Annotated in this window: 20 protein-coding genes and 1 other RNA gene; 8 read left to right on the top strand and 13 right to left on the bottom strand. The window is 40.2% G+C overall.

Annotated elements, in window-relative coordinates; genetic code table 11:
* From ACTB0Y_RS01585 to ACTB0Y_RS01570, 4 genes are all read left to right on the top strand, one after another.
* Positions 1–918: a rhomboid family intramembrane serine protease gene (locus ACTB0Y_RS01585; protein ID WP_463205033.1), complete on the top strand. Its 918-nt coding sequence runs from the start codon at positions 1–3 to the stop codon at positions 916–918.
* 73 nt (positions 919–991) lie between these two features.
* Positions 992–2,086, top strand: coding sequence for an endonuclease/exonuclease/phosphatase family protein (locus ACTB0Y_RS01580; RefSeq protein WP_463205032.1), 1,095 nt, complete (start codon positions 992–994; stop codon positions 2,084–2,086).
* A 36-nt stretch (positions 2,087–2,122) separates the two neighbouring features.
* Positions 2,123–3,220, top strand: coding sequence for an AI-2E family transporter (locus ACTB0Y_RS01575; RefSeq protein WP_463205031.1), 1,098 nt, complete (start codon positions 2,123–2,125; stop codon positions 3,218–3,220).
* An 84-nt stretch (positions 3,221–3,304) separates the two neighbouring features.
* Entirely contained in the window at positions 3,305–4,174 is an 870-nt protein-coding gene (locus ACTB0Y_RS01570) for a T9SS type B sorting domain-containing protein (RefSeq protein ID WP_463205030.1), read from the top strand.
* 607 nt (positions 4,175–4,781) lie between these two features.
* Here ACTB0Y_RS01570 and ffs read toward each other — a convergent pair.
* Positions 4,782–4,880, bottom strand: an RNA gene (gene ffs, locus ACTB0Y_RS01565) — signal recognition particle sRNA small type.
* Positions 4,881–4,993: 113 nt separating this feature from the next.
* On the opposite strand from ffs, the gene ACTB0Y_RS01560 reads away from it, so the two are divergent.
* On the top strand, positions 4,994–5,557 hold the full coding sequence (locus ACTB0Y_RS01560; RefSeq protein WP_463205029.1) for a DUF4199 domain-containing protein: 564 nt from the start codon (positions 4,994–4,996) through the stop codon (positions 5,555–5,557).
* Between the two features lie 51 nt (positions 5,558–5,608).
* A complete protein-coding gene (locus tag ACTB0Y_RS01555; RefSeq protein ID WP_463205028.1) occupies positions 5,609–6,556 on the top strand; it encodes a glycosyltransferase family 2 protein in 948 nt (315 codons plus the stop codon).
* 109 nt (positions 6,557–6,665) lie between these two features.
* On the opposite strand, the gene ACTB0Y_RS01550 is transcribed toward ACTB0Y_RS01555, so the two are convergent.
* The 9 genes from ACTB0Y_RS01550 to ACTB0Y_RS01510 form a co-directional block, all read right to left on the bottom strand.
* Positions 6,666–7,154 (bottom strand): DUF2231 domain-containing protein, encoded by a 489-nt coding sequence (locus tag ACTB0Y_RS01550; protein ID WP_463205027.1) that lies wholly within the window; start codon positions 7,152–7,154, stop codon positions 6,666–6,668.
* A gap of 3 nt (positions 7,155–7,157) precedes the next feature.
* Positions 7,158–7,472, bottom strand: coding sequence for a hypothetical protein (locus ACTB0Y_RS01545; protein ID WP_463205026.1), 315 nt, complete (start codon positions 7,470–7,472; stop codon positions 7,158–7,160).
* A 135-nt stretch (positions 7,473–7,607) separates the two neighbouring features.
* Positions 7,608–8,483, bottom strand: coding sequence for a tetratricopeptide repeat protein (locus tag ACTB0Y_RS01540; protein ID WP_463205025.1), 876 nt, complete (start codon positions 8,481–8,483; stop codon positions 7,608–7,610).
* 195 nt (positions 8,484–8,678) lie between these two features.
* Positions 8,679–10,796, bottom strand: coding sequence for a hypothetical protein (locus ACTB0Y_RS01535; protein WP_463205024.1), 2,118 nt, complete (start codon positions 10,794–10,796; stop codon positions 8,679–8,681).
* A 29-nt stretch (positions 10,797–10,825) separates the two neighbouring features.
* Positions 10,826–11,968, bottom strand: a complete 1,143-nt coding sequence (locus ACTB0Y_RS01530) for a DUF4249 domain-containing protein (protein WP_463205023.1) — start codon at positions 11,966–11,968, stop codon at positions 10,826–10,828.
* A complete protein-coding gene (locus tag ACTB0Y_RS01525; RefSeq protein WP_463205022.1) occupies positions 11,958–14,750 on the bottom strand; it encodes a TonB-dependent receptor in 2,793 nt (930 codons plus the stop codon). The genes ACTB0Y_RS01530 and ACTB0Y_RS01525 overlap by 11 nt, the downstream gene beginning before the upstream one ends.
* Positions 14,737–15,414, bottom strand: a complete 678-nt coding sequence (locus ACTB0Y_RS01520; protein WP_463205021.1) for a hypothetical protein — start codon at positions 15,412–15,414, stop codon at positions 14,737–14,739. Before ACTB0Y_RS01520 ends, ACTB0Y_RS01525 begins: the two co-directional genes overlap by 14 nt.
* A 270-nt stretch (positions 15,415–15,684) precedes the next feature.
* Positions 15,685–16,386, bottom strand: coding sequence for a response regulator transcription factor (locus ACTB0Y_RS01515; RefSeq protein WP_463205020.1), 702 nt, complete (start codon positions 16,384–16,386; stop codon positions 15,685–15,687).
* Positions 16,383–17,708: a sensor histidine kinase gene (locus ACTB0Y_RS01510; RefSeq protein ID WP_463205019.1), complete on the bottom strand. Its 1,326-nt coding sequence runs from the start codon at positions 17,706–17,708 to the stop codon at positions 16,383–16,385. The genes ACTB0Y_RS01515 and ACTB0Y_RS01510 overlap by 4 nt, the downstream gene beginning before the upstream one ends.
* Positions 17,709–17,827: 119 nt before the next feature.
* Between ACTB0Y_RS01510 and ACTB0Y_RS01505 the strand changes: the two genes are divergently transcribed.
* Complete coding sequence (locus tag ACTB0Y_RS01505) at positions 17,828–19,126, top strand: hypothetical protein (protein ID WP_463205018.1); 1,299 nt, start codon at positions 17,828–17,830, stop codon at positions 19,124–19,126.
* Between the two features lie 72 nt (positions 19,127–19,198).
* Positions 19,199–20,152: a hypothetical protein gene (locus ACTB0Y_RS01500; protein ID WP_463205017.1), complete on the top strand. Its 954-nt coding sequence runs from the start codon at positions 19,199–19,201 to the stop codon at positions 20,150–20,152.
* 11 nt (positions 20,153–20,163) lie between these two features.
* Here the strand turns inward: ACTB0Y_RS01500 and ACTB0Y_RS01495 are convergent, their stop codons facing one another.
* The 3 genes from ACTB0Y_RS01495 to ACTB0Y_RS01485 all read right to left on the bottom strand — a co-directional run bounded on the left by ACTB0Y_RS01495 (position 20,164) and on the right by ACTB0Y_RS01485 (position 24,569).
* Complete coding sequence (locus tag ACTB0Y_RS01495) at positions 20,164–20,634, bottom strand: hypothetical protein (RefSeq protein WP_463205016.1); 471 nt, start codon at positions 20,632–20,634, stop codon at positions 20,164–20,166.
* Positions 20,635–20,723: 89 nt separating this feature from the next.
* The gene (locus tag ACTB0Y_RS01490) at positions 20,724–21,719 is read right to left on the bottom strand and encodes a YhdH/YhfP family quinone oxidoreductase (protein ID WP_463205015.1); all 996 of its coding nucleotides are present in this window, start codon (positions 21,717–21,719) and stop codon (positions 20,724–20,726) included.
* Between the two features lie 162 nt (positions 21,720–21,881).
* Complete coding sequence (locus ACTB0Y_RS01485) at positions 21,882–24,569, bottom strand: metallophosphoesterase (protein ID WP_463205014.1); 2,688 nt, start codon at positions 24,567–24,569, stop codon at positions 21,882–21,884.
* Positions 24,570–24,623 lie beyond the last annotated feature (54 nt).

Genomic DNA, 24,623 nt, shown 5'->3' with positions numbered 1-24,623 from the left:
ATGAACAGATTTTGGGAAGAAATTAAACAACAGTTCACACAAGGCTCCATACTCACCAGGCTTATCATTATTAATCTTGCAGTATTTGTGGCCATTAACCTGGTACATGTAGCCCTGTTTTTATTTACCAGCAGTGCTGAAAATGCTGCAGGAAGCATGCAGAACATCATAAGCTGGCTCGCTGTACCAAGCTCAGTAGGTGAGTTGACTTCTCGTCCGTGGACCGTGGTAACATATATGTTCCTACACAAAGACCTCTTCCACATTTTGTTTAACATGCTTTGGATTTACTGGTTTGGACGTATATTTTTAATGTACCTCGATCAAAAAAAGCTACTCGGTGTATATTTAGTGGGCGGATTAAGCGGAGCCTTGCTATACATTTTGGCCTACAATGCCTTCCCCGCTTTTAGTGATTACGTACCTTATAGCATTATGCTGGGGGCATCAGCATCTGTGATGGCTGTGGTTTTTGCCATATCATTTTATGTACCAGATTACACCCTGAATCTTTTATTTATCGGTCCGGTTAAACTGAAATACATTGCCGTTTTCACCATTGTTTTAGACTTTTTAATGATTGCTTCTTCCAATGCCGGTGGTCATATTTCTCACTTGGGTGGTGCACTTTTCGGGTATCTATTTATAACACAATACAAAAAGCAAAAAGACATCACACGCTGGGCCTGGGGCCTGTTTTACCCTGAAAAATCAGGGACAAAAAAGAAGAGACGCAACCCGCATATGCATGTGAGTTACAAAAAGGCCAGTCCCAAAACTGACATGGAATACAACGCTCAAAAAGCAAAGGAACGGAAAGAACTCGATCATATTCTGGACAAAGTATCCAAATCCGGTTATGAAAGCTTGTCGAAAAAAGAAAAGGAAATTTTATTTAAAATGTCGAACAAACGTTAATACAACGTTAGTAACCTATCGTAAAGTAAAACAATAAGCCAATTCTACTATTTTTGTAAGGAAAGCACAGACCGTGAAAAAAACCTTATTAATCATATTACTCATTATTAATGGCTTATTGGCAATTGGACTGCTTTTTTCCTATTTGTCTACTTATATTTCGCCAGAAAAAGTTTTCTGGCTGCCATTTTTCGGTATTGCCTATCCGGGTTTTCTCATTTTAAATGTCCTATTCATTATTTTTTGGATTTGGCGAAAAAAATGGATTTTCATTTTATCCCTTATTGTTATTGCAGCAGGCTACCAGCAATTATCGAGCATATTTGCATTCAACCTGAGTCAAAGCGACCAGTTAAGTGCCCGGCAACCTGTTAAAGTACTTTCCTACAACGTGAGATTGTTTGATTTATACAATTGGTCGCACAACGAAGAAACACGAGATAAGATTTTCAATTACATTATTCATCAAAACGCAGACATTATATGCTTCCAGGAATTTTTCAACGATAAAACGAACCAATTTACCACGCTCGACAGTCTTATTAAATTCCAAAAAGCCCGGGAAGTGCACACGGAATACACTTCAGTAAACAAAGGTATACATCAATTCGGCATAGCTACCTTTTCCCGCTATCCGATAATTAACAAAGGCAGCATCAGATTTTCGGATACCAAAAACATAACCATTTACAGCGACCTTAAAATACTGGATGACACCATTCGGGTATACAATAATCACCTACAATCGAATCGCTTCTCAACTGATGACTACCAGACAATCAACAACATGGGCGAGAAAGAAACAGCTTCACTTTTATTCTCATTAGATCCTATATTGAGAAAAATGGCACTGGCATTTGTGAAAAGGGCATATCAGGTAGAAAAAATTGCTGCCCACATAAAAAAATCACCTTACCCGGTGATAGTTTGCGGTGATTTCAACGACACACCAGTCTCATACTCATACCGTCAAATGCGCGGTCAACTGGCCGATGCATTTCTCAAAAGCGGATTTGGATTTGGCCTCACAATAGCCCGAAGTTTTCCGAGTTTCAGAATCGACTATATTTTCCACGATAAAGATATTAAATCAAGCAATTTTCAGATTGATAAAGTTGGCTTTTCAGACCACTATCCAATACATTGTTTATTATATTTGTCGGAATAAATTCGCAATAATTGAAGTAACTTAAAATCAAAACTGGTGAAAGTACTACGATACCTCTTAATATTCCTTGCTGTGGCGCTATTCCTTGTGGCAGCCTGGTATTTAAGTGCTATTGTGATATACATCATTATCGCCGCCGTGCTGGCCCTGATAGGACGTCCGCTGACAGATCAGCTCCTGAAAATAAATATCAAAGACAAACCGTTTCCATCGGCTCTGGCGGCTGCCATTACCCTGCTGACCATCTGGGCAGTTATGATTACTTTTTTCGTGTTTTTTATTCCACTGGTTATTCAGGAAGGGCAGGCATTATCTTCAATCAACGTAAATGATGTGGTAGAAAACCTGCAAGAACCCATTCAAAAAGTACAGGATGTGTACAATGAATACACCCCCAGCGAAGAACGAAGGTCTCTTAAAGAAGTGGCCAGCGATCGATTAAAATCATTGCTGAGCATTTCTAACATTACCAATGTATTCTCTGCAATAACCGGAGCCTTGGGCAACATTTTCATTGCATTGTTCTCCATCTCTTTCATTACATTTTTCTTTTTGAAAGAGAAAAACATGCTCACCCGTTTTATACTACTTATTGTTCCTACAAAATGGGATTCAGAGGCACTTCACGCAATGCTCTCTATCAAAAAACTTTTATCCAGGTACTTCATTGGTCTTGTGATACAAATAAGCTTAATTTTTACTGGTGTTACCATAGGATTGACAATTGTTGGTATTGATTTTAACCACGTGATGTTAATAGCCCTCTTTGCCGCACTAATAAACGTTATCCCTTACATCGGGCCGATTTTGGGGATAATTTTCGGACTTACAGTTGGAGTTGCCACACACCTCCACCTTGGGTTTTATAATGAACTACTGCCTTTATTGGGCTATATGACTTTGGCTTTTCTTATTGTTCAATTGCTGGACAATTTTCTATTTCAACCCTTAATCTTTTCCAACAGTGTAAAAGCCCATCCATTGGAAATATTTCTCGTTATTCTTGCTGCAGGAACATTAGCCGGTATTGGAGGTATGGTGCTGGCTATCCCCTCCTACACCATCATGCGGGTGATTGCAAAAGAATTTTTCTCCAAATACAGATTTGTAAAAAAGATGACAGAGAAAATCTGACTGTTGTAAATCGCTGGTTTGAAGTATAAAATATTTAGTCAAAAATCATTATGTTTGTAGGAGAAAGAAAAATACATGTCAACCATGATCAGAAATCTCATACTCATTTTAGCATTCTCCTTGCCTCAAATTATTTTCGGTCAGGATTTCACCATTACAGCTACTAACAGTCAACCATGTGTAGGAGATACCATTACCCTCAGTCATACGGAAAACTGCGACTGGACTGTACCTGGAACAGATGGGGAATTTTTTGATCATCAGCCCGACAACTTAAGCGGAGTTTCTTCAATTTTACTAACCGGCATCGCACCTGGGGAGTATACCATTAATGCCACCACAGGAGCCGGAAACGGAGCTATCGATATAACCGTTTCTGCGGTAAACGCCAACTTTGAAATCATGCAGGAAGGGCTTAATGGATACAAAATTCAAGTAAGCAGTGAAGTACAGGAATCTCCTTATCTGTTCCCCATAACCTTCAGATGGAATTTTGGCGATGGCACAACCATTGAAGATATCATTGACAATAATGATGAGGAAGTACGCTCTTTTCAATCCTACACCTACGACAGTCAAACACAGGACAGCATATTTGACATCAGCTTAACAGTTACCAATGCAGCAGGCTGCACAGAGGACACAACAAAAACCGACACCATACACAAAATATTTAAGGCGCCCAATGTATTTACACCCAATGGAGACGGGGTAAATGATTTTTTCACGGCGCAAACTGACGGACAAACCGAATTTGACATGTACATTTACAGCCGCTGGGGCAATGTGGTATTCGAATCTGAAAAACCCACAACACGAGTGGTTTGGGATGGTCGATTAAAAGATGGCAAGCGCGTAAGCAGTGGCATTTATTACTATGTGATTATCCCGAGAAATGCACCGGATACAGAAAAAATAACAGGCTTTGTGCATGTATTTGCCGAAAAGGAATAGAATTGCTCAAAATGAAATACCCCCAGGTTAAAACGCGTTAAAAAAGTTGTATCTGCTTCTAACTATGCCAATATTGTAAAGTTAAACTTACTTATTCCACTTACCCTTTGCGGCACAATTCAATGCACTTCGCTTTTGAATTAGGTATTAAAACTATGACAGACGTTACATTCTATCAAATTCCTGAAAGCTTGATTGAATCCCGATACGCTGCGCTATCGAGGATTAGTTCAATCCAAATTCAGCAATCAAAATTGCTGAATCGATTATGTAAATGTAAACCAATTGCTTCCAGCAATTGCTAACATTTTCTATATCGGCATCGCTTTCGCGTAGCTATAGCGGAGCAAAGGATTAACCCTTTCCGACGAATCGGAACAGGCTATAAAATCAATAGTTCTGATTTGAAAATCATCCTATTGATTAATTCGGCTTCAACCGGCAAAGTTCAGTTCACTGCGTTCCTGAAATTATTACGATTTTTACTTTGATAGGTTTAATCAAAGTCACGGAAGCTTGATTGAATCCCGATACGCTGCGCTATCGAGGATTAGTTCAACCGGCAAAGTTCAGTTCACTGCGTTCCTGAACTTTGGGTTTCACTAAAAAGGGGCAAGCGACTCACATCGCACCGCTCAACCGCTTACCCTTGCTTCCTTCCGGACCTGGGGGAGTTCCGCGGGAGCTGGTCGTATGAGACTTGCCCCGGATTGCAAAAGTAGAAATTTACTTTTATATTACAAACCTGCAAGGCTTAATTTCCATCAAAAACTTTTATCTTTGTGCATATTTAACTGTAAATTAAAAGCATTCAACGACATGGATAAAAATAATCTGACCAATTTTACAGCCAAAAACGGAGCAATAATCGGTGCAGGGTTCATCCTTGCTTATTTGGTAACCCATCTTATCAATGGGAAGCTTCATACAATGAACGATATTTCAGGTAATATAAATGCCATTTTGCTCATTGCCGGAATTATTATATTTACTCGAAAATACAGAGCAGATTTCAAACAAAATTACTTTTCCTACGGAGAGGCCTTTAAAGTTGGTTTCTACATTTCTGTTTTTGCATCCATAGTAGGTGCATTCTTCTTGTATATTTATTATTCATTTATGTCTCCGGAATCATTGGAGCAATATCTCATATTGCAACAAAATGCTTTTTTGGAATCAGGCATGGCCGAGGAACAGGCATCTCAAATGACAGGACTGATGGAAAATATGATGTCGCCCGGATTAATGGCATTCTCCAGCCTGCTGGGCAATGTGGTTTTTGGCCTTATCATTTCACTTATCACTGCAGCATTCTTAAAGAGGGGCAGCCAGGATCCCGATGCATTTAGCAAATCAATGTCTGAATTAGATAAAAAAGAATAATGCGCTCAATTCCTGCGTAAAAATCTTATTTTTGTCAGCTAAAGCAACACTATGAATATATCAGTAGTAATACCATTATATAACGAAGAAGAAAGCCTCCCGGAACTGGTCGACTGGATCAACAAAGTAATGTACGACCACAATTTGACGTATGAAATAATTTTGGTCGATGACGGCAGTAAAGACAAGTCGTGGGAAGAAATTGAAAAGCTGGCGGAGATGTACGGTTCCGTAAGGGCCATCAAATTTAAACGTAACTACGGAAAATCAGCAGCGCTGCACAATGGGTTTGATGCAGCACAGGGCGATGTGGTTATCACGATGGATGCTGACCTCCAAGACAGCCCCGACGAAATACCGGGGCTTTACAATATGATCAAGGAAGATGGTTACGACATGGTGTCGGGCTGGAAAAAAAAACGTTACGATCCTATCTCCAAAACCATACCGAGCAAGTTTTTCAACTGGACAGCCAGGGTTACCACAAAAATAAAGCTTCATGATTTCAATTGTGGCTTAAAAGCCTATAAAAAGGACCTGGTTAAAAGCATAGAAGTTTATGGCGAAATGCACCGCTACATACCGGTACTGGCCAAACAAGCCGGATTTGAAAAAATAGGTGAAAAAGTAGTACAACACAGAGCGCGTAAATATGGTGTTACCAAATTTGGATTGGAACGCTTCATCAACGGTTTCCTGGACCTGATGTCCATCATCTTCATCACACGTTTTGGAAAAAAACCAATGCACCTGTTTGGGACACTTGGAATACTAATGTTTTTCATTGGTTTTGTAGCTGTTGTGTGGTTGGGTGCACATAAACTCTATTGTGTATTTAACGATATGTCGGCCCGACTGGTAACAGACACGCCATACTTTTATATTGCTTTGGTAGCGATGGTTATTGGCACACAACTGTTTTTAACCGGATTTCTTGGAGAATTGGTTTCAAGAAGTGCCTCAGACCGCAATGTATATTTGATAGACAAAAAAATTTAGCTCCGATTTGGTATCGGTACATCACCAAATCAACACAATTTAAAATAAAACTAAGGCCAATAAGTCTGTTTTTTTAGATTTATTGGCCTTAGCTGATTATACCGTCATCTTATTCAAATTCAGCGCAATCCTCTGTTGGCTGGTATACACCTGCTCCTTGCTGAAAAACCAATTGTGCACCGAGGTGTCCGGTGTATCCTAACAAACCCGAGCCTGCAAGCATCAGCACCACAATTAAAATTTCGATATATCTTTTAAATTTCTCTAAAACATTAAGTTTTATCGCCACAGTCAATAAAAAAGCAGCAGAATAAGTCCATGCCACGCCAAAAGCAAATAATTCGTGGCTTTTCAACATAGTGGGATCACATATTTCTCGTGAAACAATTCCATCGGCAAGACTACCCGTGTAAACAGCAATCCACGCGCCAATAGTGCCAAGCAGAAGCAATAAATCACGATTAAAGCGCCACTGCTTATTTCTCACAAAAAAGGCAACAATGCCAAATAATGTGGCCAAAAGCAGTAATGCAATGGGAAAATGAACTGACAACGGATGCCATATTTCTGTCCGCAAAAAATCAGGGATCTGGTTCATGCTCTACTCTTTAATTTGCACAGTTAACGGATCCAAACGTTTACCTACTTTCTTAACTTTCACAGTAACCGACTGACCTTCTTCAAGGGCTTTAAACGCTACTACTTCTCCACTTTGGGTAAGTTTCGTTTCTTCAATAAAATAAAGCTCCAGCGTTTTACCATCTTTCGTCTTAACATAAATCTCGCTTTCCTCAGGTTTTACCTTTTGGATAGTACCATCATAAGTTCCTGAATCAACAACATCTGTTTGATGGCCGCACGAAGTAAATGCAAAAAACAAGGCTGTGATAACTGAAATCAACAATGTAGTTCTCATAATGTCTAATATTTAGGCGTTTTAAGAACAACAAACAACAACTATATTTTGTTGTAACCCGGACCAATAGTAGTTAAAATACAAATAATTGACCGTTAATTGTTAGGGAGAAATGTACAAACAGATGGTTTTTTGTTAATTGGCTCGCCTTTTCCAATAAGCTGCTTTTTGTTTCTTATCCATGCGGATGTAAATGCCGGCAAGGTATTTAGCATACTTTGGTTTTGGATCGAGTTTGTAGAGTTTTAAATAATATGCGCGCGCTTTTCTGAAATCGGGCCATATTTTATCCCAGGCTTTGAGTAGCTTTTTATATTGCCTGTTGGTTCGGTTATTTTTATAGGCTTTCATCTGAGAAACGTACAATTTCTCAGCTTTCCAATAGTACTTTTTAGCCAACCATTCAAGTGCTATAACATTGTCGGCATCAAGTTCAATAATACGTTGAGCCAGTTCATCGCTTTTGGAATCGTTTTCCAGATTCTCATGCACAATTAAGTATTCTGTGATCAAATCTACATCTGAGGCTGCAGCATCCTCAATCTGAGGCCATAAATCCACAGCCTTTTGCCAGTTTTCGCTTTCCACGTAAGTTTCAAATAACCGCACATTGATGGTATCGACCACATCACCATTGGGAAATTTTTTATGATAATTTTCCAACGCTTCGATTTCGAGCGATAAATTGTCAATACCTTTGTAAATATGAGCCAATGAGGCATACATATCCGGTGATTCATATTGCATGTCTTTCGCTTTCACAAGATATGTTCTGGCTTTGGGGGTATTACCAAGCTCCATAGCGGCCATGCCCGCCTTGTAATAAATGCTGGTATCGGCTTGTTGCCCCCTGCTCTCTTTATCACTGATAATTTCCTCCCAGGCATTGAGTGCTGCGACATAGTCGCCAGATTGGTATGCTGCATTGCCCTCTTCTGCAAGCTTGCTGGTTGCGCACGAGGTTATAATTAAAGTGATTACAATTCCAAATAAAAGTTGTTTAAGTCTCATCTGCTTAGCATTAATTTAGGCTCGCAAAACTAAAACAATTTTCGTACTAAAAATGGGCTTAAAAGGAGTTTTTTCTTTTACCTGGGGACCAGCGTTCGTTGAAAAGAAATTTGTCATCATTGCATATGGGAAATTCAATCCCAATACCTAAACCCAAAACATATGGTTGACTGGAATCAAAAGACATTAAATATATTACTCTTTTTTGAGCAAAAAGCGCTCTTTTCCAAGAAATCCGCTATTTACAGAATTGCTCAAAATTCTTAAAAAAATCTCATATTCACCCTCATTATCAGAAGACTCAAAGGATTTTTGCAGCTTTTCAAAATCGGCAACCTGCCAAAAAAGCAAATTCGAAAAATATGGACGATGTCCCACATTTGGCACACTTTTGACAAACGTTGCCGAAGGGGAATAGGTGGTATATTTTAGAAAAATGGAGTTCCCATTGAACTCCGCACCACCAAAATCATCTGTTTTAGTGACAATAGAAACAACACCATTAAACTTATGATTCCCTATGTAGTATGGTTCCGGAATAACAAATATTTTTTCAACTTTAGCCGGAGCAACAGAAAAGATAGTCTGATCATCCAAACCCGGTATATTGTCTAATAAAATTAAAGGATCCTCATAAAGAAAATCTCGCTTTTCATCGAAGACAAGTATTTTATTTTTGCCTTTCCGTTTTCTCACGAAAACATTGGGAGCAATTTCCTTAAGAACCTCTGTCATAGTAGGCAACTCCACATAATCTTTCATGTAAATTACTTCTGCATTCCGTTCTATGGATGGAATGGATGTAAAACTACTAACCAGGGCAGAATCAGAACTTTTAAATTTATTTTGTATCTGCTGTGTCAAATACATTTGCCTAATCAGTTCACGATAACTGGTATCGATGAGCATTGGCATTTTATCAGCATAAAATGCTTTTGAAAAGTCACTTTTTACCATAATATCCAACACTTCCTTTTCTTCGGTGCCGGTTGTGAGATAAGCATCCTGGATGCCTGACAAATTTTCGATATTGAAAATAAAAAAGCCATCTTCCCGCGTATTATACACATGAAATTGAGGATTTTCGCCAAATAATGACAGGTATACGGCTCGATTGGTTAGCTGAACACTATCTTTTTTGCTGCTCAAATGACCCGCTAAGCTCAAATCGTAAATATCAGGAACATATTCCAAAGTGTTGTGGGTAATTTTTCCTAAAAAACGCTGATTTTTTTTCAATGCTGCCACATGATTCTGCAAAGCAATGCTCAAATAACGATTTGGTAAGGGCTGAAATCCGGGAAAAATTTCCTGATAATCGTTTAGCAAATAAGGATTTAAAGCCACAAGCCTGTAAATAAAGGATGTATCTTTTTCTCGGAAATGTGTCCCTTTGCGTGCGACCGACACGATAGCCCTGTAATCCTGGGGATTGTCGATGTAGCCTGCATGGGAAAATCTTACGTTCTCACGAGGAGCATAAGTGGCTTTTTCCGTATTAAGTTTAAGTTGTTTTAATGGAGCCGCCTGTTCATAAATGCAACCGGTAACAATTGGAACCGAATCATTCATCAATACAAAATAATTGAGGCCCGGAGATAGTTTGTCGGCCGGAATCAGTTTTTCATTCCCAACAACGCGCTCATACATAACCCGCTCGAAACTTGAATTGCGAACCAAAAAATACAAACCATTAGTGGCTGCATCAGAAGCACCGGTCAGGAAGTTAACCCGATAATTGTCCCTTAACCTATCAATTGTTACACTTTGCACTGGATTATTACTCATCTGATGCACAGCAGAATATGTATTGGGCAAAAAGGGTGAAGCTGGTCCGGTGGAATCGGCATTTTCTTTTGTGGGCAAAGTAAATTTCCCATTTTTCCGGATACCTTTCCGTGGATTGATAATAAACATTACCTGGTGGGCGAAGTGCTCCGGTAAAAAGTTCTTTTGATAATTGGTATAAGCCCTCATCAGATAACCACCAGAATTAAAATCGGCAGGAATAATGAAATAACCCTCACAAGCACCATCTTCAATAGAAAACTTTTTTCGTACTGCGTTATCCTTATTATAAAGTTCAACATACAGTGTTTTGCTAAGCAATTCCTTATTATGGCTAATCAAATTAGCGTAAAACCAAATATCCTCGCCAGTCAGATAAATATTCCGGTCTATAACCAGGTTCAACTCTTCTGAATATTCAGAAGCCGGCATATTTTGGGTGACATTGGTTTGTGCAACAGCCGTGGTCATTATAAAAAACAGACCCCACAGTGTTCCGGCTATATATTTAATCCATTTGCTCATTAAACCCATAATTTTAAATATTAATGCTTCTACCAAAAATCAGGTGGTTGCAGGTTCCCGCCATGCTCTCGACAATCTACACAACCCAATCCAACAATGCCCCGCTCACCATCATCATTTAGGGTAAGATAAATAGGCCACTCACTTGGATGATAGTTACCGATAAACGGCACGCCTTGCGTATTTATAGAACACTCTTCATAATAGAAAAACACTTCGGGCGGCCGGGTTACAAAAATTCTTTTTTGGGTTTTACCGGCAACCCAGAACATGCCCAATACATTTTCGTCCGGATCGTCAATACACTCGATATTGCCTGCTATCTGGTACGGTTGGGTTGAGTAGAAAAGGTCGTTGTCTGAGTTCATTTCCTGTACTGAGTTAAAAAACTCCCAGGTATCTTCTGATATTACATATTGATTGACCAGCAAACTGTACCTGACCGATAGTTTCTTGGTTTCCGTATTGACAAAATGCAAAGGCATACCCTGAATGTCTACATTACTTAAACCACTGGCGTCAAACAGAAAGAACTCCTGTAATCTGTTTGTTTTCCAACATGTAGAAAACTCCGTTGGATTGGGGTATTGTATATAACCACCGTTATATATATATTCCAGGGGATAGTCTGCATTGTATTCAAAGGTTTCTGCCAGCCTCCACAAAAAATACATTTGTTGATTTGCCGGGTCATGAGCCGACAGATAAAACTGATATCCAACTTCATCATATTCAGGGTCTTCTGTAGAGCGTGACTCAATCTCTGCATAAACCGTATCGATCGGCAATGCAGGTGGCATTTCCTGAAAACCGGATTCATATTTTTTTCCATCGGGCGTGGTTACGTGTAACTTGTAGGCAAGACCCACTGTTCCGGTAATATCGTCATTTTGATAGGTCCCCGGACTGGTCTCCTCAAAAGTATACATATTTGCTTCACTATCTTCCACTGCAACCGAGGCACCTTCATATGGTCTGTAGGCCTCCTCCTCCACCGGACTGGTTTTCGATAGTTTTATCTGATATGGACCTTCGTCGGTTGTGAGCAAACCATCTACAACCATTTGGTCATTATAATCGTCTATATCGGGCGAAAATTCTTCGATACAGGAAACAGCTGCTAATGAAAATACAGCAACCATAAATATTGTAAAAAGCCTGTTAATCCGCATAATTTCCCAGTTTAAAATTGTATGATAGGGTCACAATCGGAGCACCAAAAACCGACAGTTTATAAGCCTGAATGCCGTCTTCCTCATTTTTAAAATACACAGAGTAAGCATTTTTTCTACCTAATACATTATAAACTGAAAAGGACCATGATCCGTGTGCAAACTTATCAGACAATAAGTTACCTTCAATATTTACAGAAAAGTCAACCCGGAAGTAATCGGGCAGCCGGTATTCATTACGACCTGAAAAATTCACAATTCGCTGTCCATCCTGATAATAAATACCAACCGGATAAGTTACAGGGCGGCCGGTATTGTACACCAGATTGCCGGAGATACTGAGCCGTCGAGACAACCGATAATTTGCAACCAGATTAAAAGCATGCGGCTTATCGTAGTTTGACGGATAAGGCTCTCCAAAATTCACCTCCGAGGCTGTAAATGGACTTTGCACGAGCACCTCTGATTTGGAATAGGTATAACTCATCCATCCGTTGAGCCTTCCGGCCTTTTTCTTTACCATAAATTCAATACCGTAGGCATCCAACTCACCCTGTACAACTTCGGTTTCCGGAATTTCTGCCACCAGTAGATTGGCTCCGTTTTTAAACTCTACCAAATTTGCCACATGTTTGTAGTAGGCTTCTGCCGACAATTCGAAATTGGTGTTGTCCGGATTGGCATATACTCCAAAAGAAAACTGGTGCCCTTTCAGGGGTTCAATATGGTAATCGGCCAGTTTCCATTTAGCAGTGGGCGAAATGGAAATGGTATTGGAAAGCATAAAAATATTCTGATGCAAATTATTGAAACTCGCCTTAAAAGACAGGGAAGTAGTTAGCATATAATTTACTACGGCCCTAAAATCTAAAGAATTGTAAGACTTTATGAACTCTCCTTCAGAGAAATTCATTGTATCACGTATCGAGGACTCCTCATAGGGTTGGTTTTCGAAATACTGATATACTTGTTGAGGACCCAAATAGTTATAGTTATTGAACCGCAAGCCCGCGTATACCGTTAAATAAGGCAGCACTCGCCATTCATCACTCAAGAAAACTGCATTTTCGAGACTATACTCCCTGCCCAGCTGCATTTCCTGTATAAGTGACTCGGCAGATAACGGCTGATGCTCTCCGCGATTGACGGAATAAAAGGTGGAGCTAAAACCTGTAGTAATTTTGTGGTCATTGTTGGGCAATATTTCAACCACTCCTTTTAACTTATAATTTTCGAGTGCAAATTTATGACGAAAAGCATTAAAAGCTATCTCATGGTTTCCTTCCTCAAACCAATACTTACTGTAAATTGTGCTTAAAGTAAATTTACTGTTATTGCTCAGCAAATGTTGCCAGTTTAAGGAACCGCCTATATTCTCATACTTGTAATCAGCAAGGTTGGAAAAAGAAATATTATCGTGACTGTAATAGCCAAATAATTCCAGCTTATCTTTTGGCCCCAGGTTAAATGAAACAGATCCGATACCGTCGCGAAAATTGGCCTTGCTGTTTCGAATATCGGGAGACTTCACTTTTTTCAACAACCAATCGGAATAAGTGGAACGCAAACCAATAAAAGCGCTGCTTTTTCCTTTTTGGATAGGTGTTTCAAGGAACAACCTGCCGGTTACCGGACTAATACCACCGCTGGCAGAGAACTTTTGTTTGTTTCCTTTTTTGGTTGATATATCAAAAACAGAAGCCAGCCGGCCGCCAAATTCTGCCGGAATATTGCTTTTATAAAGTTTAAATTCTTTTACCGCATCAGGGTTGAAAGCTGAGAAAAAACCAAATAGGTGCGAGGTGTTGTACACAGGCACATTATTAATGAAAAACTGTGTTTGGTCCGATGGACTTCCTCTCACATTGAAACCCGAAGATGCCTCACCCGTATTTTGAACCCCGGGCAGCAAAAGCGCTACTTTCAGAAGGTCGCTTTCGCCCAGCACCTGTGGTATATTCTTCACATCTCTGATTGTAAGCCGTTCAAGACCCATATTTGTACTCCGCACATTGTGATACTTATCTGATGTTACAACAACTTCATTCAACGCCACCAATCTCCTTTGGAGCGAAATGTCGAATTGCCCCTCTGAACGGACATCTATATTATACTTTTTCTTTTTTCGTTCGATACTGGAAACCGTTAAAACATGTTGTCCTTTGGGTACGGATAATACATAGTATCCGCTTTCGGTGGTTCCGGTGCCAATGCCTTCTTCATCGATATATACATAGCTTCCCACAACAGGCTCACCATCCTCGGCACTTTTTACAAACCCATAAATATTACAGTTTTTGCCATTCTTGGCTTCGCCATGGCTCCCAATTACAATGGTTTTGCTGGCATAATCCGCATTGGTTTGGAGGTAATCATTCGCCTCCTCATTTTTGCTCCGCTCAAGGCTATCATTAACAATTTCTGCTTCAAAAAATCCGGGAGGCAGTTGCGTGTGAACACCTTGCTCTTTGGTAAAGAAATAGTTGCCGCTTCCGTCATTAGACACATATATATCATGACTTCTGAATAGCTCCCGTAGGAAAAAGCCCAGGCTTGCAGTATCTGACAGGTTTACCTGTTTGATTTCAGGCAGCGAATCCGCATAGAAAAAGCGCACATTATATTTATCGGTTAATTTCTCAGAAAAGGCACTCCACGATAACCCATCATATTCCTCCGGCGTAATGATAATTTTTTGCTGCCCCATAGCTGACAAACAACTAGAAAACACAAAAAATAGTATGAGCAAACCTGACAAGAGACTTTTTCTAATCCAATCCATTACAAAACTGCATTAATGTTTTAATTTGTGAGGCCGTAGCGTTTTTGTATTTAATATTATTATTGCGCAGGAAACGGCGTATCTTTTTTTTATGCTCCGGGAAAATATTTAAAAAATGTCTTCTTTTATCAGCCTTATGTAGGTGGGCATCTTTTAAGACATACTTCTTATTTTTTGTATCGGAGTATTTCCCGTATGGATTCATTGTCGAATACATGCGGATATAATCTTTAAAATATGCGATACAATATTTTAATTGTTCGGCTTCAATCACTTCCACAAAACTCCTGTCTATATCAGCGTGCCCAAGGTGCATGGCAGAAATAAGCAAATGACCATTAATATCGACAGAATCAACCATCTCGTTATCAAGAAGCACTACACCAGATACACCTTCGGGCTTTATAAATTGCAAAATAATCTGGTCGGTATAAAGGTTATACCGCACATTTTGGTTATTAAAAACTTCACCTTTGATATAAACATCAGCTCCAATCCAGTTTTCTGCAAATAAATAGGGATGCTTATTAATCCTGGGATCACCCGGCAGAAGTTCTTTTCCATTAACCAACAAATCGCTGGTGGTATATAATTCTTTTACAAATGCTAAAAAACTGTTGTTTCTTTCCGTTTCTGTTTGGGAAACAGCCGGCTTTATAAACATACAGACAAGCAAAATTGGTAAAACCCCGTTTTTAAAAATTTGGAACATCTAAATAGCTCAATCGTTTTCTTTGGACAAAAAAATAACACAAACACCTACAAGACAATAACATAAAACTAATTGATCAATGCAGAGTCCATAAATTTAACTAAAATAATAACATTAAAAAATCACCACAAAAAATTACAAAAAACTGTATCACTTCGATACACAAATATATTTGAGAACCCCCAATTATGGTTTCTTAAAGAATTAATTGTGTTATAAATCTTAGTATTTGCTTTTTATTTTTGTTTTAATTTCAAGCATAATTCCCACGCCTCGAACAGACTGAATTACAATACATTTATCGGCTTCCAGGTACTTCCTCAGTCTGGTAATAAACACATCCATACTGCGACCTAAAAAGAAATCGTCCGCTCCCCAAATTGCCTGTAAAATATCAGATCGTTTAACAACAGTATTCTTGTGCTCCACTAATAACTTTAATAAATCAGCCTCGCGCTCTGTAAGGTTCCGTTCCTGGTTTTTATAAATGAGCTTATAACGGCTATAATCAAACTCATAATCACCAATAGTATACGCGTCAGGGGCTTGATTTCCTGTTCTATTAAGAATATTTCGGATGCGTAAGAGCAGCTCTTCCGGTTCAAATGGTTTGGTTATATAATCGTCTGCCCCCATTTTAAGTCCTTTAAGCACATCCGTTTTCATATTCCGTGCGGTTAAAAACAGAAAAGGCTTCGCATCCTGTTTGCTTCTGATGTGTTCGGCTAAAGTAAAACCATCCATACCAGGCAACATCACATCCAGAATGTATAAGTTGTAACTTTGCGAAAAGATGCGCTCTAAAGCCTCATCTCCGGTTCGACACAAATCGACATCGAATTGATTCATCTTTAAATAATGGGTAAGAACATTACCCAGATCTGCATCATCTTCCACAAGCAATATTCGTATTGTTGTTGTCATCTCACAGGAATTAAAAGTGTTACTTCTGTGCCCTTGTCCGTTTCAGAATAAAGCTTTACCTTACCCTTATGTGCCTTCACTATTTCTCTGACATGATAGAGTCCTAATCCGGAGCCTGATACTTCATGCCTATCACCCTCAGGCACGCGGTAAAATTTATCAAACACATACTTCTGGTATTGCGCCGGAATTCCACAGCCTCCATCTGCTACTTTTATGCTTAAAAAGTTGCCCGAATATGACACTGGTATAAATATTTTACTTTCACCACCATATTTCCCGGCATTATCGAGCAAATTAAGTACCGCTGTTTCGAGCAAAAAACGATCAGTCCAAACATGATCCTCATCCTGCACCTTACAAAAACTAAGTTCAACCTCCTCGGGCTGGCGGGCAAACGTCTCAACCAACTTCATAAAAAATTCCTGCACAGGTATACGTTCCCGGGCTATGCCTTTTTCATAGAGGGTAGAAAGCTCCATCACCTGATTTACCACGGACTCAAGACGCCTCACCTGGCTCGTAATTAAGGAGCTGGTGGCATTTAAATTTTCAGGATCAATGGTTTTCGCTGCCACAGAAAGCGTGGTTAAAGGTGTCTTTAACTCATGTGTCATATTGTTAATGAAATCTGTTTTCATCTGATCTACCAATTGCTGTTTGCGAATAGTTTTTATGGTATAAGCCACAATTCCTGCAAATAAAAACAACATGATTAATGATATGAGCAACTGCGGCCAAATTTGTTTAAGTAGAAAAAATGTAATATTTGGAAAATTTACATATACCGACACCTGCAGATTGATATCGAATTTCTTGAGCTTGTAGAAAAAGGAGTTGTCAGGCTTGAGGATATTCAGCTTTTTCATATCACCCGAAAGCGTTAAAAAGCTACCATTTTCCTCTATATCGTAAAGCGTAATTACAGTATCTGCTTGCCTGATAAAGAACTTACTTACAATAACAGACATATTAAAACCGGCATGAATATCATCTTTTTGCAACAACCGGGCAAAGTTTTCTTCCACCTTTTGATACTCTTTCGTAGCCTCTATGGTAAGGTTGTCAATAACCTGCCGATTACGACCCACAATCGGTTCTCCGGCATCCAGCATTCGGCTTATGGAATCGGCCAGCGGGGCGAGTTCGTTTCCATCCATGCCACTTTGAAAAAATGCGGTACTGAGGTAATACTGCTTTGTAAATTTAAACTGCCTTTCTGCCGATTGGTAGGCATTCCATACCATAAAAACAGATAATACCAAAAACAATATCGCACCTGTAAAAAGCAGGTATAAACTGGTTGTACTTTTTCTGTCCATGACACAAAAATACACTTACTTTACTAAAAACGAAATCATTAACCCAGCATTAACCCAGCATTAACCGAAGGTTTCACAAACCCTGCATAATTTAGCACTGAATTTTAAAGCCAAAAATCATGAAACTTTTACTTTTAACTATTTCAATCTTGCTGATGGCATCAATTAAAATGCTACCTGCACAACAAAAAACAATCGATACCGATCGTGCCGCAAAATATTTTAAACAGTTTGAACAATTGCGAGAAAGTGACAACGGAGCACTTTGGGGCCACAAATTGCCGCACAAAATGCTGTACGTGAATCCTGAAAACTATGAATTTGTTGCCAATGAACCATTGCAAGCCTATGAAGCTAAAAAGGACGGAAAACTATTTCGGGGTCAATATCCGCAAAACAAGGCAATTGCCAACACATCGGTTTTGATAGACAGCACGCCCTGGACAATGGTGATGTGGCCACTGAGTAAGAAAAGCGATGAAGCCCTGGAACTCATGGCACATGAATCGTTTCATAACCTGCAGCAATTAATGGGTATAAAAATAAGTGTAATGGCAGTTCCGCATATGGACAAAAAAGATGCACGAACGCTTTTCCGCCTTGAAATGAATGCCTTATACGAAGGGCTTTACAGCAATAACCAGGAAGCAGTGAAACACGCTTTATATTTCCGGAAAATGCGCTTTGATCAATATCCTGAGACGAAAAACGAAGAAATACTACTGGAGACACAGGAAGGACTGGCCCAATACACCGGATTTAAACTGGGATACAATGCACAAAGGCTAAAAATGCGACTACAAGAAAACATTAAAAATATGTCTACAAAGTCATCCCTCTCGCGGGCCACAGCTTACACCTCCGGCCCATTATACGGATTACTACTTGATGCTTCAGGTAAAGCCTGGAAAAACGGCACAATGCGCAACTTCAATGCATTTGAACTAACCATGCAACATTTCGATATTGCCCCGCAAAGTCTGAGTAAATTACAATACGATGATATAAAGCAGCACTACAACTTCGATAAAATCGAATCTGAAGAAATTGCCCGATGGGAGAAACGCCAGGAAAAAATCGAACAATACACTCATAAATTGCTGGAAGACCAACCCCTGATAATTGAATTAATCGACAAACAGATTGGGTTCAATCCCAACAGCATTATCCCATTGGAACCACATGGTAATGTATATGAATATTTCGTACTAAGAGATTGGTTTGGTGTACTTACAGCTAAAAAAGGGACACTAATGACCAATGACTGGAACTGTGTACACATCTCAAAACCAACCAAAATAAACCAGGATACGATAGAAGGAGATGGTTGGATCATTCATTTAAAAAAACAATGTGAGGTGGTAAAGAAAAAAGACCACTATGGGCTGGTTCAAAACCAAAAGAATGAAAAAAATTAGACTTGAATATTCGAACTAATTGCATAAAAAAGTATTTTGCCTGATATTTTCACACAACTAATCACATCATAAATGAATCGTATAATATTTTTAACCTTCGTAGTATTATTTATTGCCGGATGCAAACAAAACCCTGAAGGCGAACTACGTTACATGCAGCCCGCACCGGAGGCGGGCTTTAACTTTCCATACCTGATATTTATTCCGGAAGACATGCCACAAAACCAGGAGCTCACAATAATTGTAGCCCCCAACAATACGGGACAGGTAACCGATGACTTTAAAAAACATATTGAAAAAGCCAGGCACCAGGCTACAAAACCATTTTATCCGGGCAATTACATTGCCAGCAAACTGAATTTACCCCTACTCGTGCCGATATTTCCCAGATCCAGAGAAGAGAGCCGGGTTTACACCCACTCGCTCGACCGTGATGTAATACTTAAGAAAGCGCCTCCGCTGAAAAGAATTGACCTGCAACTTATAGCCATGCAACAAAACGCATTGGACACCCTTAAAAAAAGGGGATTCAACGTAAAAGAAAAATTTCTAATGGTGGGATTTAGTGCTTCGGGCAGTTTTGCAAATCGCTTCTCACTTATACATCCCAAGAAACTCCTGGCTGTTGCCGCAGGTGGACTAAACGGCATACTGATGCTGCCCGAAGACACCCTTAAAAAGCAGGGTCTGGTCTATCCAGTGGGTACGGCAGATTTTGATTCACTTTTCAACAAAGCATTCAACAAGCAGGCCTTTAAGTCACTACCACAATTCCTTTACATGGGCGGGCTGGACGATAACGATGCAGCGCCCTATTCAGATGCCTACAGCGAAAAAGAGCGTCAGCTTATTTACAAACATTTAGGTAAAACGATGCTGCCCGATCGTTGGAACCGATGCAGGGAAGTTTATAAGTCAAATGGAATAAATGCAGAGATAAAAACTTACAAAAACACAGGCCATGCAAACCCGAAAGAGGTGAAAAATGATATCGTGAAGTTTTTCAAAAATATTATGGAACCGTAGACCCAATAATTTTAAATCCACAGGTGTTCAAGTACGCGTTTTTCAGTACGGGCTTTTTTATCCAGATAGCGACCGAACAATAGCCCAAGCGTTAGCCCGAACCCACCGCCAATTAAAATCCCAAACACTATGCCCATGATCCGATAAAAAGTGATACCGAAAGTAACACCTAAAGCACTACCCATTAGGTTACCTAAACCTGTGCCAAGGGTCACGTAATAATTGGCAGGTACGTATCGTAATGATTTCATCAAAAATTTTTTGAAGCTTTGCATGGCCTTCTTTCGGTCTGCCGCAGACAAAAGCTGTGGTTGAATTTCGTCGAGCTTCCGGTCAATTATCATTGTATGCTTACCCGAAGTATCTTTTTCTTTCAGTTCATTGAGCATTCTGGCAAATTGCCTGTAACGGCGCCGTTCCGAAGAATTTTGTGTTTCTTCAGTCAGCTGATTGAAAAACTCAATGGATTGATCTATTTTCACAAGCTTAGGTTTAAAGTATTGAAATAACTATGATTTGCTCTTTTGCTAAAGTATATATCTTATCCGTTCTACAGAATAATCAGTTCATGCTATGCTTTCATTTTTATAATAGTTCTTCCTTTCACTTTTCCCTTAAGCATAAGATCGATTTTTTCAGGTAAATCGTTGAGCGTTATTTCAACTGCTGTCTCAAACAAATGTTTGGGTTTCCAGTCTTGAGCTAACAAGCTCCATACCTTCACCCGGTAATCCATTGGGTAGTTTTGCGAATCAATACCAATTAAGGTTACACCCCGAAGGATAAAGGGAAATACGGTTAATTCTATCTTTGGTGAAGCCACATTCCCGCAGCATGTAACCACTCCCATGGGAGCAGTAGATTTTATAATATTTTCTAAAATGGCACCTCCCGCTGTATCAATAGCTCCGGCAAATTGTGCTTTTACCATAGGTCGTTTTTCTTTTTGCTCAAAATCATTGCGGTCAATAATTTCAGTGGCTCCAAGACGTGTCAGATATGCATGCTCCGATGCTTTACCGGTAATGGCCACTACAGAATAACCCAATTTGCTTAAAATAGAGACACTCAATGATCCTACACCTCCGGTTGCGCCAGATACAACGATTTTACCATCTTCAGGCTTAACCAATTCCGTCAGCCGGTATACAGACATGCCGGCTGTCAGCCCTGCTGTTCCGTACATCATAGCCTCTTTCATAGACATGTTTTCAGGCAGGTGAACGGCCCATTCTGCAGGCACACGAATGTACTGGCCAAATCCACCATCGGTATTCATTCCCAGGTCATAACTGGTTACAATAACCTCATCATCTGTTTTAAAGGCAGGATTATTGGTTTGCACCACTTTTCCTACGGCATCAATGCCGGGGGTGTGTGGATAATTTTTAGTTACCCCTCTATTCCCTGAGGCCGATAGTGCATCTTTGTAATTCAACGAAGAGTAAAAAACTTCTATTAACAAGTCGCCCCCAGGCAACTCTTCCGTTGTTTTTGTCTTAATGGAGCCTGTAAAAGCTCCGTCTTTTTCGTCTACGACGTATGCCTTAAATGCTTGCTTTGCCATATTACCTCCAAATTTTATAGTCTAATGTTTACGGACACGTATTGTAAAAACGAACAATGATCAGGCCATGGATGATGAAACTGTTTCAGGTTTCTCAGGTCAAAAACTATCATTACAGGCTACAAACCAATAACTTAGCCTGAAAAACATATAAAAAACCAATTATTCCGAGAACACCATTTGCCTGGAAGCAATTTGCTTACCATCGACAACATACTTATAAAAATAAATCCCTTGCGGCACTTTTGTGTTCGCATCATTGGTGCCGTCCCAGGTTACTGTATGATTGCCGGTATGTCTGAATGCATTGACCAACGTTTTTACCTGCTGACCGACTGCGTTATAAACCAACAATTGCACATGAGCGTTGTTTTCTATAGCAAAGTTAATTTGGGTTGTTGCGCGGAAGGGATTCGGATAGTTTTGCTCCAGCGAACCATTCACTTCCAACGGAACTATTGCATTGGGATTATTTCGTTTGACGCTCACATCAACCTCCCTATTGGCGGCCATGGGCACTTCAACATAACAAATATTGGTTCCGTTCTCTGGTATTACCTGCTTCAGCGTACCATTGGTAACGTTATATTCACCTTCAGGCATAACAAACTTAACCTGTGCATGGGCAAAAGCCTGATTATGATTATTAGTTACGGTGGCAGCTAAGCTATCGACTGACCCATTATTTTCGTGGCTAAAAGCAACATCCAGGTTCTCGCCAAAACCTCTTGTGTAAACTGTACTTTCCGGTGTCAGCGCGCCATTGTTTACCCGGACAACACGGTATGCGCTGGTTTCGTCGCAGATATTATCAGTACCGATGTTGTACGGATGGGTAAAATCATCGGTGTCGGAGTGCGTATGCCCCCAAAGTGCCATATCAGCGCCCAAACTGTTAAGATCTATGTCGGCATTAAAATCGTAATGATAAAAAAGCACCTTGGTTTTATTACCTGCTTCAGCCAAATCGTTCGACAACCAGCTCAACTGCGATGGAATAAATCCCTTTTCACCGTAGACGTTGTACATGTAGCCGTCGTAATTGTCTGATGACTCTAAGCCTGTGAAATGTACATTTCCATAGTCGAAACTATAATCGTGCACATAATATGCTTCCTGAACGGGCGGGATGATGCGTTGCCGCCATCCGAAAAACTGCCACCAGGCTCTCCTGGAAGTACCCTGCGAAGGTGGAGTAGCTTCCCAACCGCCCAAATCGTGATTGCCCGGGACAATATACACCGGCACTTCGAATTGCTGGAGCAATTCCACAACCTTAGTGTGATGTCGTAAGCACTCAAAATCTTCCATCTCCCCTTCGTTGAGCACATCGCCTGTAAGAAGCACAAACTCCGGGTTTATAAGGTTTATATCTTCAATTACGGCAGCGAGATCTGCCAGTTCCGAATCGTCGTTTTCATACCCCGGATCGCCCCAGAAAGTATGGCCGGGCAAATGGGCATCGGTGATGTGCACGAAATAATAATCGGTTTTGTACTGATCAATAACCTTAACGGCATTTGCAACCGTGTCGGCAAGCAGGCCAGTGGCCGTCACCTCAAGATCGTACAATTCGTAATAATCAACCGCGGGCATGGTAGCCTGCAAGGTCCATTTGTTTAATTGCGCATCATACGCTGTTTGATCAATAGCCAGATCCACATCCAAACCGTTGTAAAGTATACGTGCAGACCAATCAGTGGTTGTTTCAGGCGCAAAGCACTCAATTTCAAAGGTCTCACCCGGGGCAGCAATAGTGGGTATATTCAAAAGCGGCCGTTGTACAATGGTCAGCGTGTCGGCCGAAGGTATGTCGCATGCCGTGGAGCCTATCTGTATCACTCCGGTAGACAAATAAGTGATCTCATTGCCATTGATGAAGGTTGATGCAAACTGTAAATTGGCATCTCCATCTGTAGCAGCGGTAAAGTTCAGTTTAACAAGTGATGCCACATCTTCGCTGGTAACATTGCCTGTAAAACTCAAGCTCACTGCGCCCGGCGTGGAATTATCGGTTACAGTACCGGTTTCAGAAAGTGTTCCCGCTATTTCGTAACCGTTATAGGTAAAAACAGATGCATTGTAAGTCATATTTAACTGATAGCTGGTAATGGCACCCGTTTGGTTCAGCAAAGCTATTTTTACCGGCAGGTTAAAGGCACTGGACGCCTCAGTAAAAAGATCTTCGGTATACGCAACAAAAGCACCGGGAGCCGATTGTATATCTTCGCGATAGCGTGGAAGCAAACAAGTGCCATAATAATCAGTTACGATACCTTTTACGGTTGAAAAGGGATAACCGCCAAACAACGGGAATCCGTCACTGGCCAAATTGTAGATACCACTTCTGATTGTGCAATCACCGCTGCCATCATTCACATACCAGTTACCATAATCATCGAAAGCACCGGTAACCGTTACATCAGATATTTGCACCAGCACACCTTCATAAGCCTCATCGGTAACGGCTGCAGTGGCAATATTTGCCGCCGCGGGTAGTGGGTTGCCACTACTCACCACATCAAATGATGTAATATCTTTAAGCTCGGTCATGCCATTGTATTCATAAACCAGGCCTGTAATCACAATACTGTCGCCCACTGCAGGAGCATTTGTATTGTCATAAATAAAAAGACCGTCCCAGGCGCCACCATGCGATGATGAAATAAAGTACCGGCCACCATTGTAGTTGGCCACGGTAACAATTCCGCCTGTAGTGACGGTTTGCCCGGCATAAGTAGAAGGCCAGGTGCCATTGCCGGCATTGGTGGTGTATTGAATATCGTAAATACTGGTTTGGCCCAATACTAAAAAAGGCAGGCATAGAAAAACAAGTGTGAGTAACTTCATATTAACGGGTATTTAAAAAAACGGGTTGCATTAATTTTTACAAAGATAATGTTT

It is taken from the genome of Salinivirga sp., from assembly GCF_055145285.1.
This window is presented reverse-complemented; position numbering and strand designations above follow the sequence as displayed.

Coding starts and splice junctions, on each gene's coding strand:
- ACTB0Y_RS01585 (WP_463205033.1), top strand. CDS start 1: ATGAACAGATTTTGGGAAGAAATTAAACAACAGTTCACACAAGGCTCC.
- ACTB0Y_RS01570 (WP_463205030.1), top strand. CDS start 3,305: ATGATCAGAAATCTCATACTCATTTTAGCATTCTCCTTGCCTCAAATT.
- ACTB0Y_RS01560 (WP_463205029.1), top strand. CDS start 4,994: ATGGATAAAAATAATCTGACCAATTTTACAGCCAAAAACGGAGCAATA.
- ACTB0Y_RS01555 (WP_463205028.1), top strand. CDS start 5,609: ATGAATATATCAGTAGTAATACCATTATATAACGAAGAAGAAAGCCTC.
- ACTB0Y_RS01550 (WP_463205027.1), bottom strand. CDS start 7,154: ATGAACCAGATCCCTGATTTTTTGCGGACAGAAATATGGCATCCGTTG.
- ACTB0Y_RS01545 (WP_463205026.1), bottom strand. CDS start 7,472: ATGAGAACTACATTGTTGATTTCAGTTATCACAGCCTTGTTTTTTGCA.
- ACTB0Y_RS01540 (WP_463205025.1), bottom strand. CDS start 8,483: ATGAGACTTAAACAACTTTTATTTGGAATTGTAATCACTTTAATTATA.
- ACTB0Y_RS01535 (WP_463205024.1), bottom strand. CDS start 10,796: ATGAGCAAATGGATTAAATATATAGCCGGAACACTGTGGGGTCTGTTT.
- ACTB0Y_RS01530 (WP_463205023.1), bottom strand. CDS start 11,968: ATGCGGATTAACAGGCTTTTTACAATATTTATGGTTGCTGTATTTTCA.
- ACTB0Y_RS01525 (WP_463205022.1), bottom strand. CDS start 14,750: ATGGATTGGATTAGAAAAAGTCTCTTGTCAGGTTTGCTCATACTATTT.
- ACTB0Y_RS01520 (WP_463205021.1), bottom strand. CDS start 15,414: ATGTTTATAAAGCCGGCTGTTTCCCAAACAGAAACGGAAAGAAACAAC.
- ACTB0Y_RS01515 (WP_463205020.1), bottom strand. CDS start 16,386: ATGACAACAACAATACGAATATTGCTTGTGGAAGATGATGCAGATCTG.
- ACTB0Y_RS01510 (WP_463205019.1), bottom strand. CDS start 17,708: ATGGACAGAAAAAGTACAACCAGTTTATACCTGCTTTTTACAGGTGCG.
- ACTB0Y_RS01505 (WP_463205018.1), top strand. CDS start 17,828: ATGAAACTTTTACTTTTAACTATTTCAATCTTGCTGATGGCATCAATT.
- ACTB0Y_RS01500 (WP_463205017.1), top strand. CDS start 19,199: ATGAATCGTATAATATTTTTAACCTTCGTAGTATTATTTATTGCCGGA.
- ACTB0Y_RS01490 (WP_463205015.1), bottom strand. CDS start 21,719: ATGGCAAAGCAAGCATTTAAGGCATACGTCGTAGACGAAAAAGACGGA.
- ACTB0Y_RS01485 (WP_463205014.1), bottom strand. CDS start 24,569: ATGAAGTTACTCACACTTGTTTTTCTATGCCTGCCTTTTTTAGTATTG.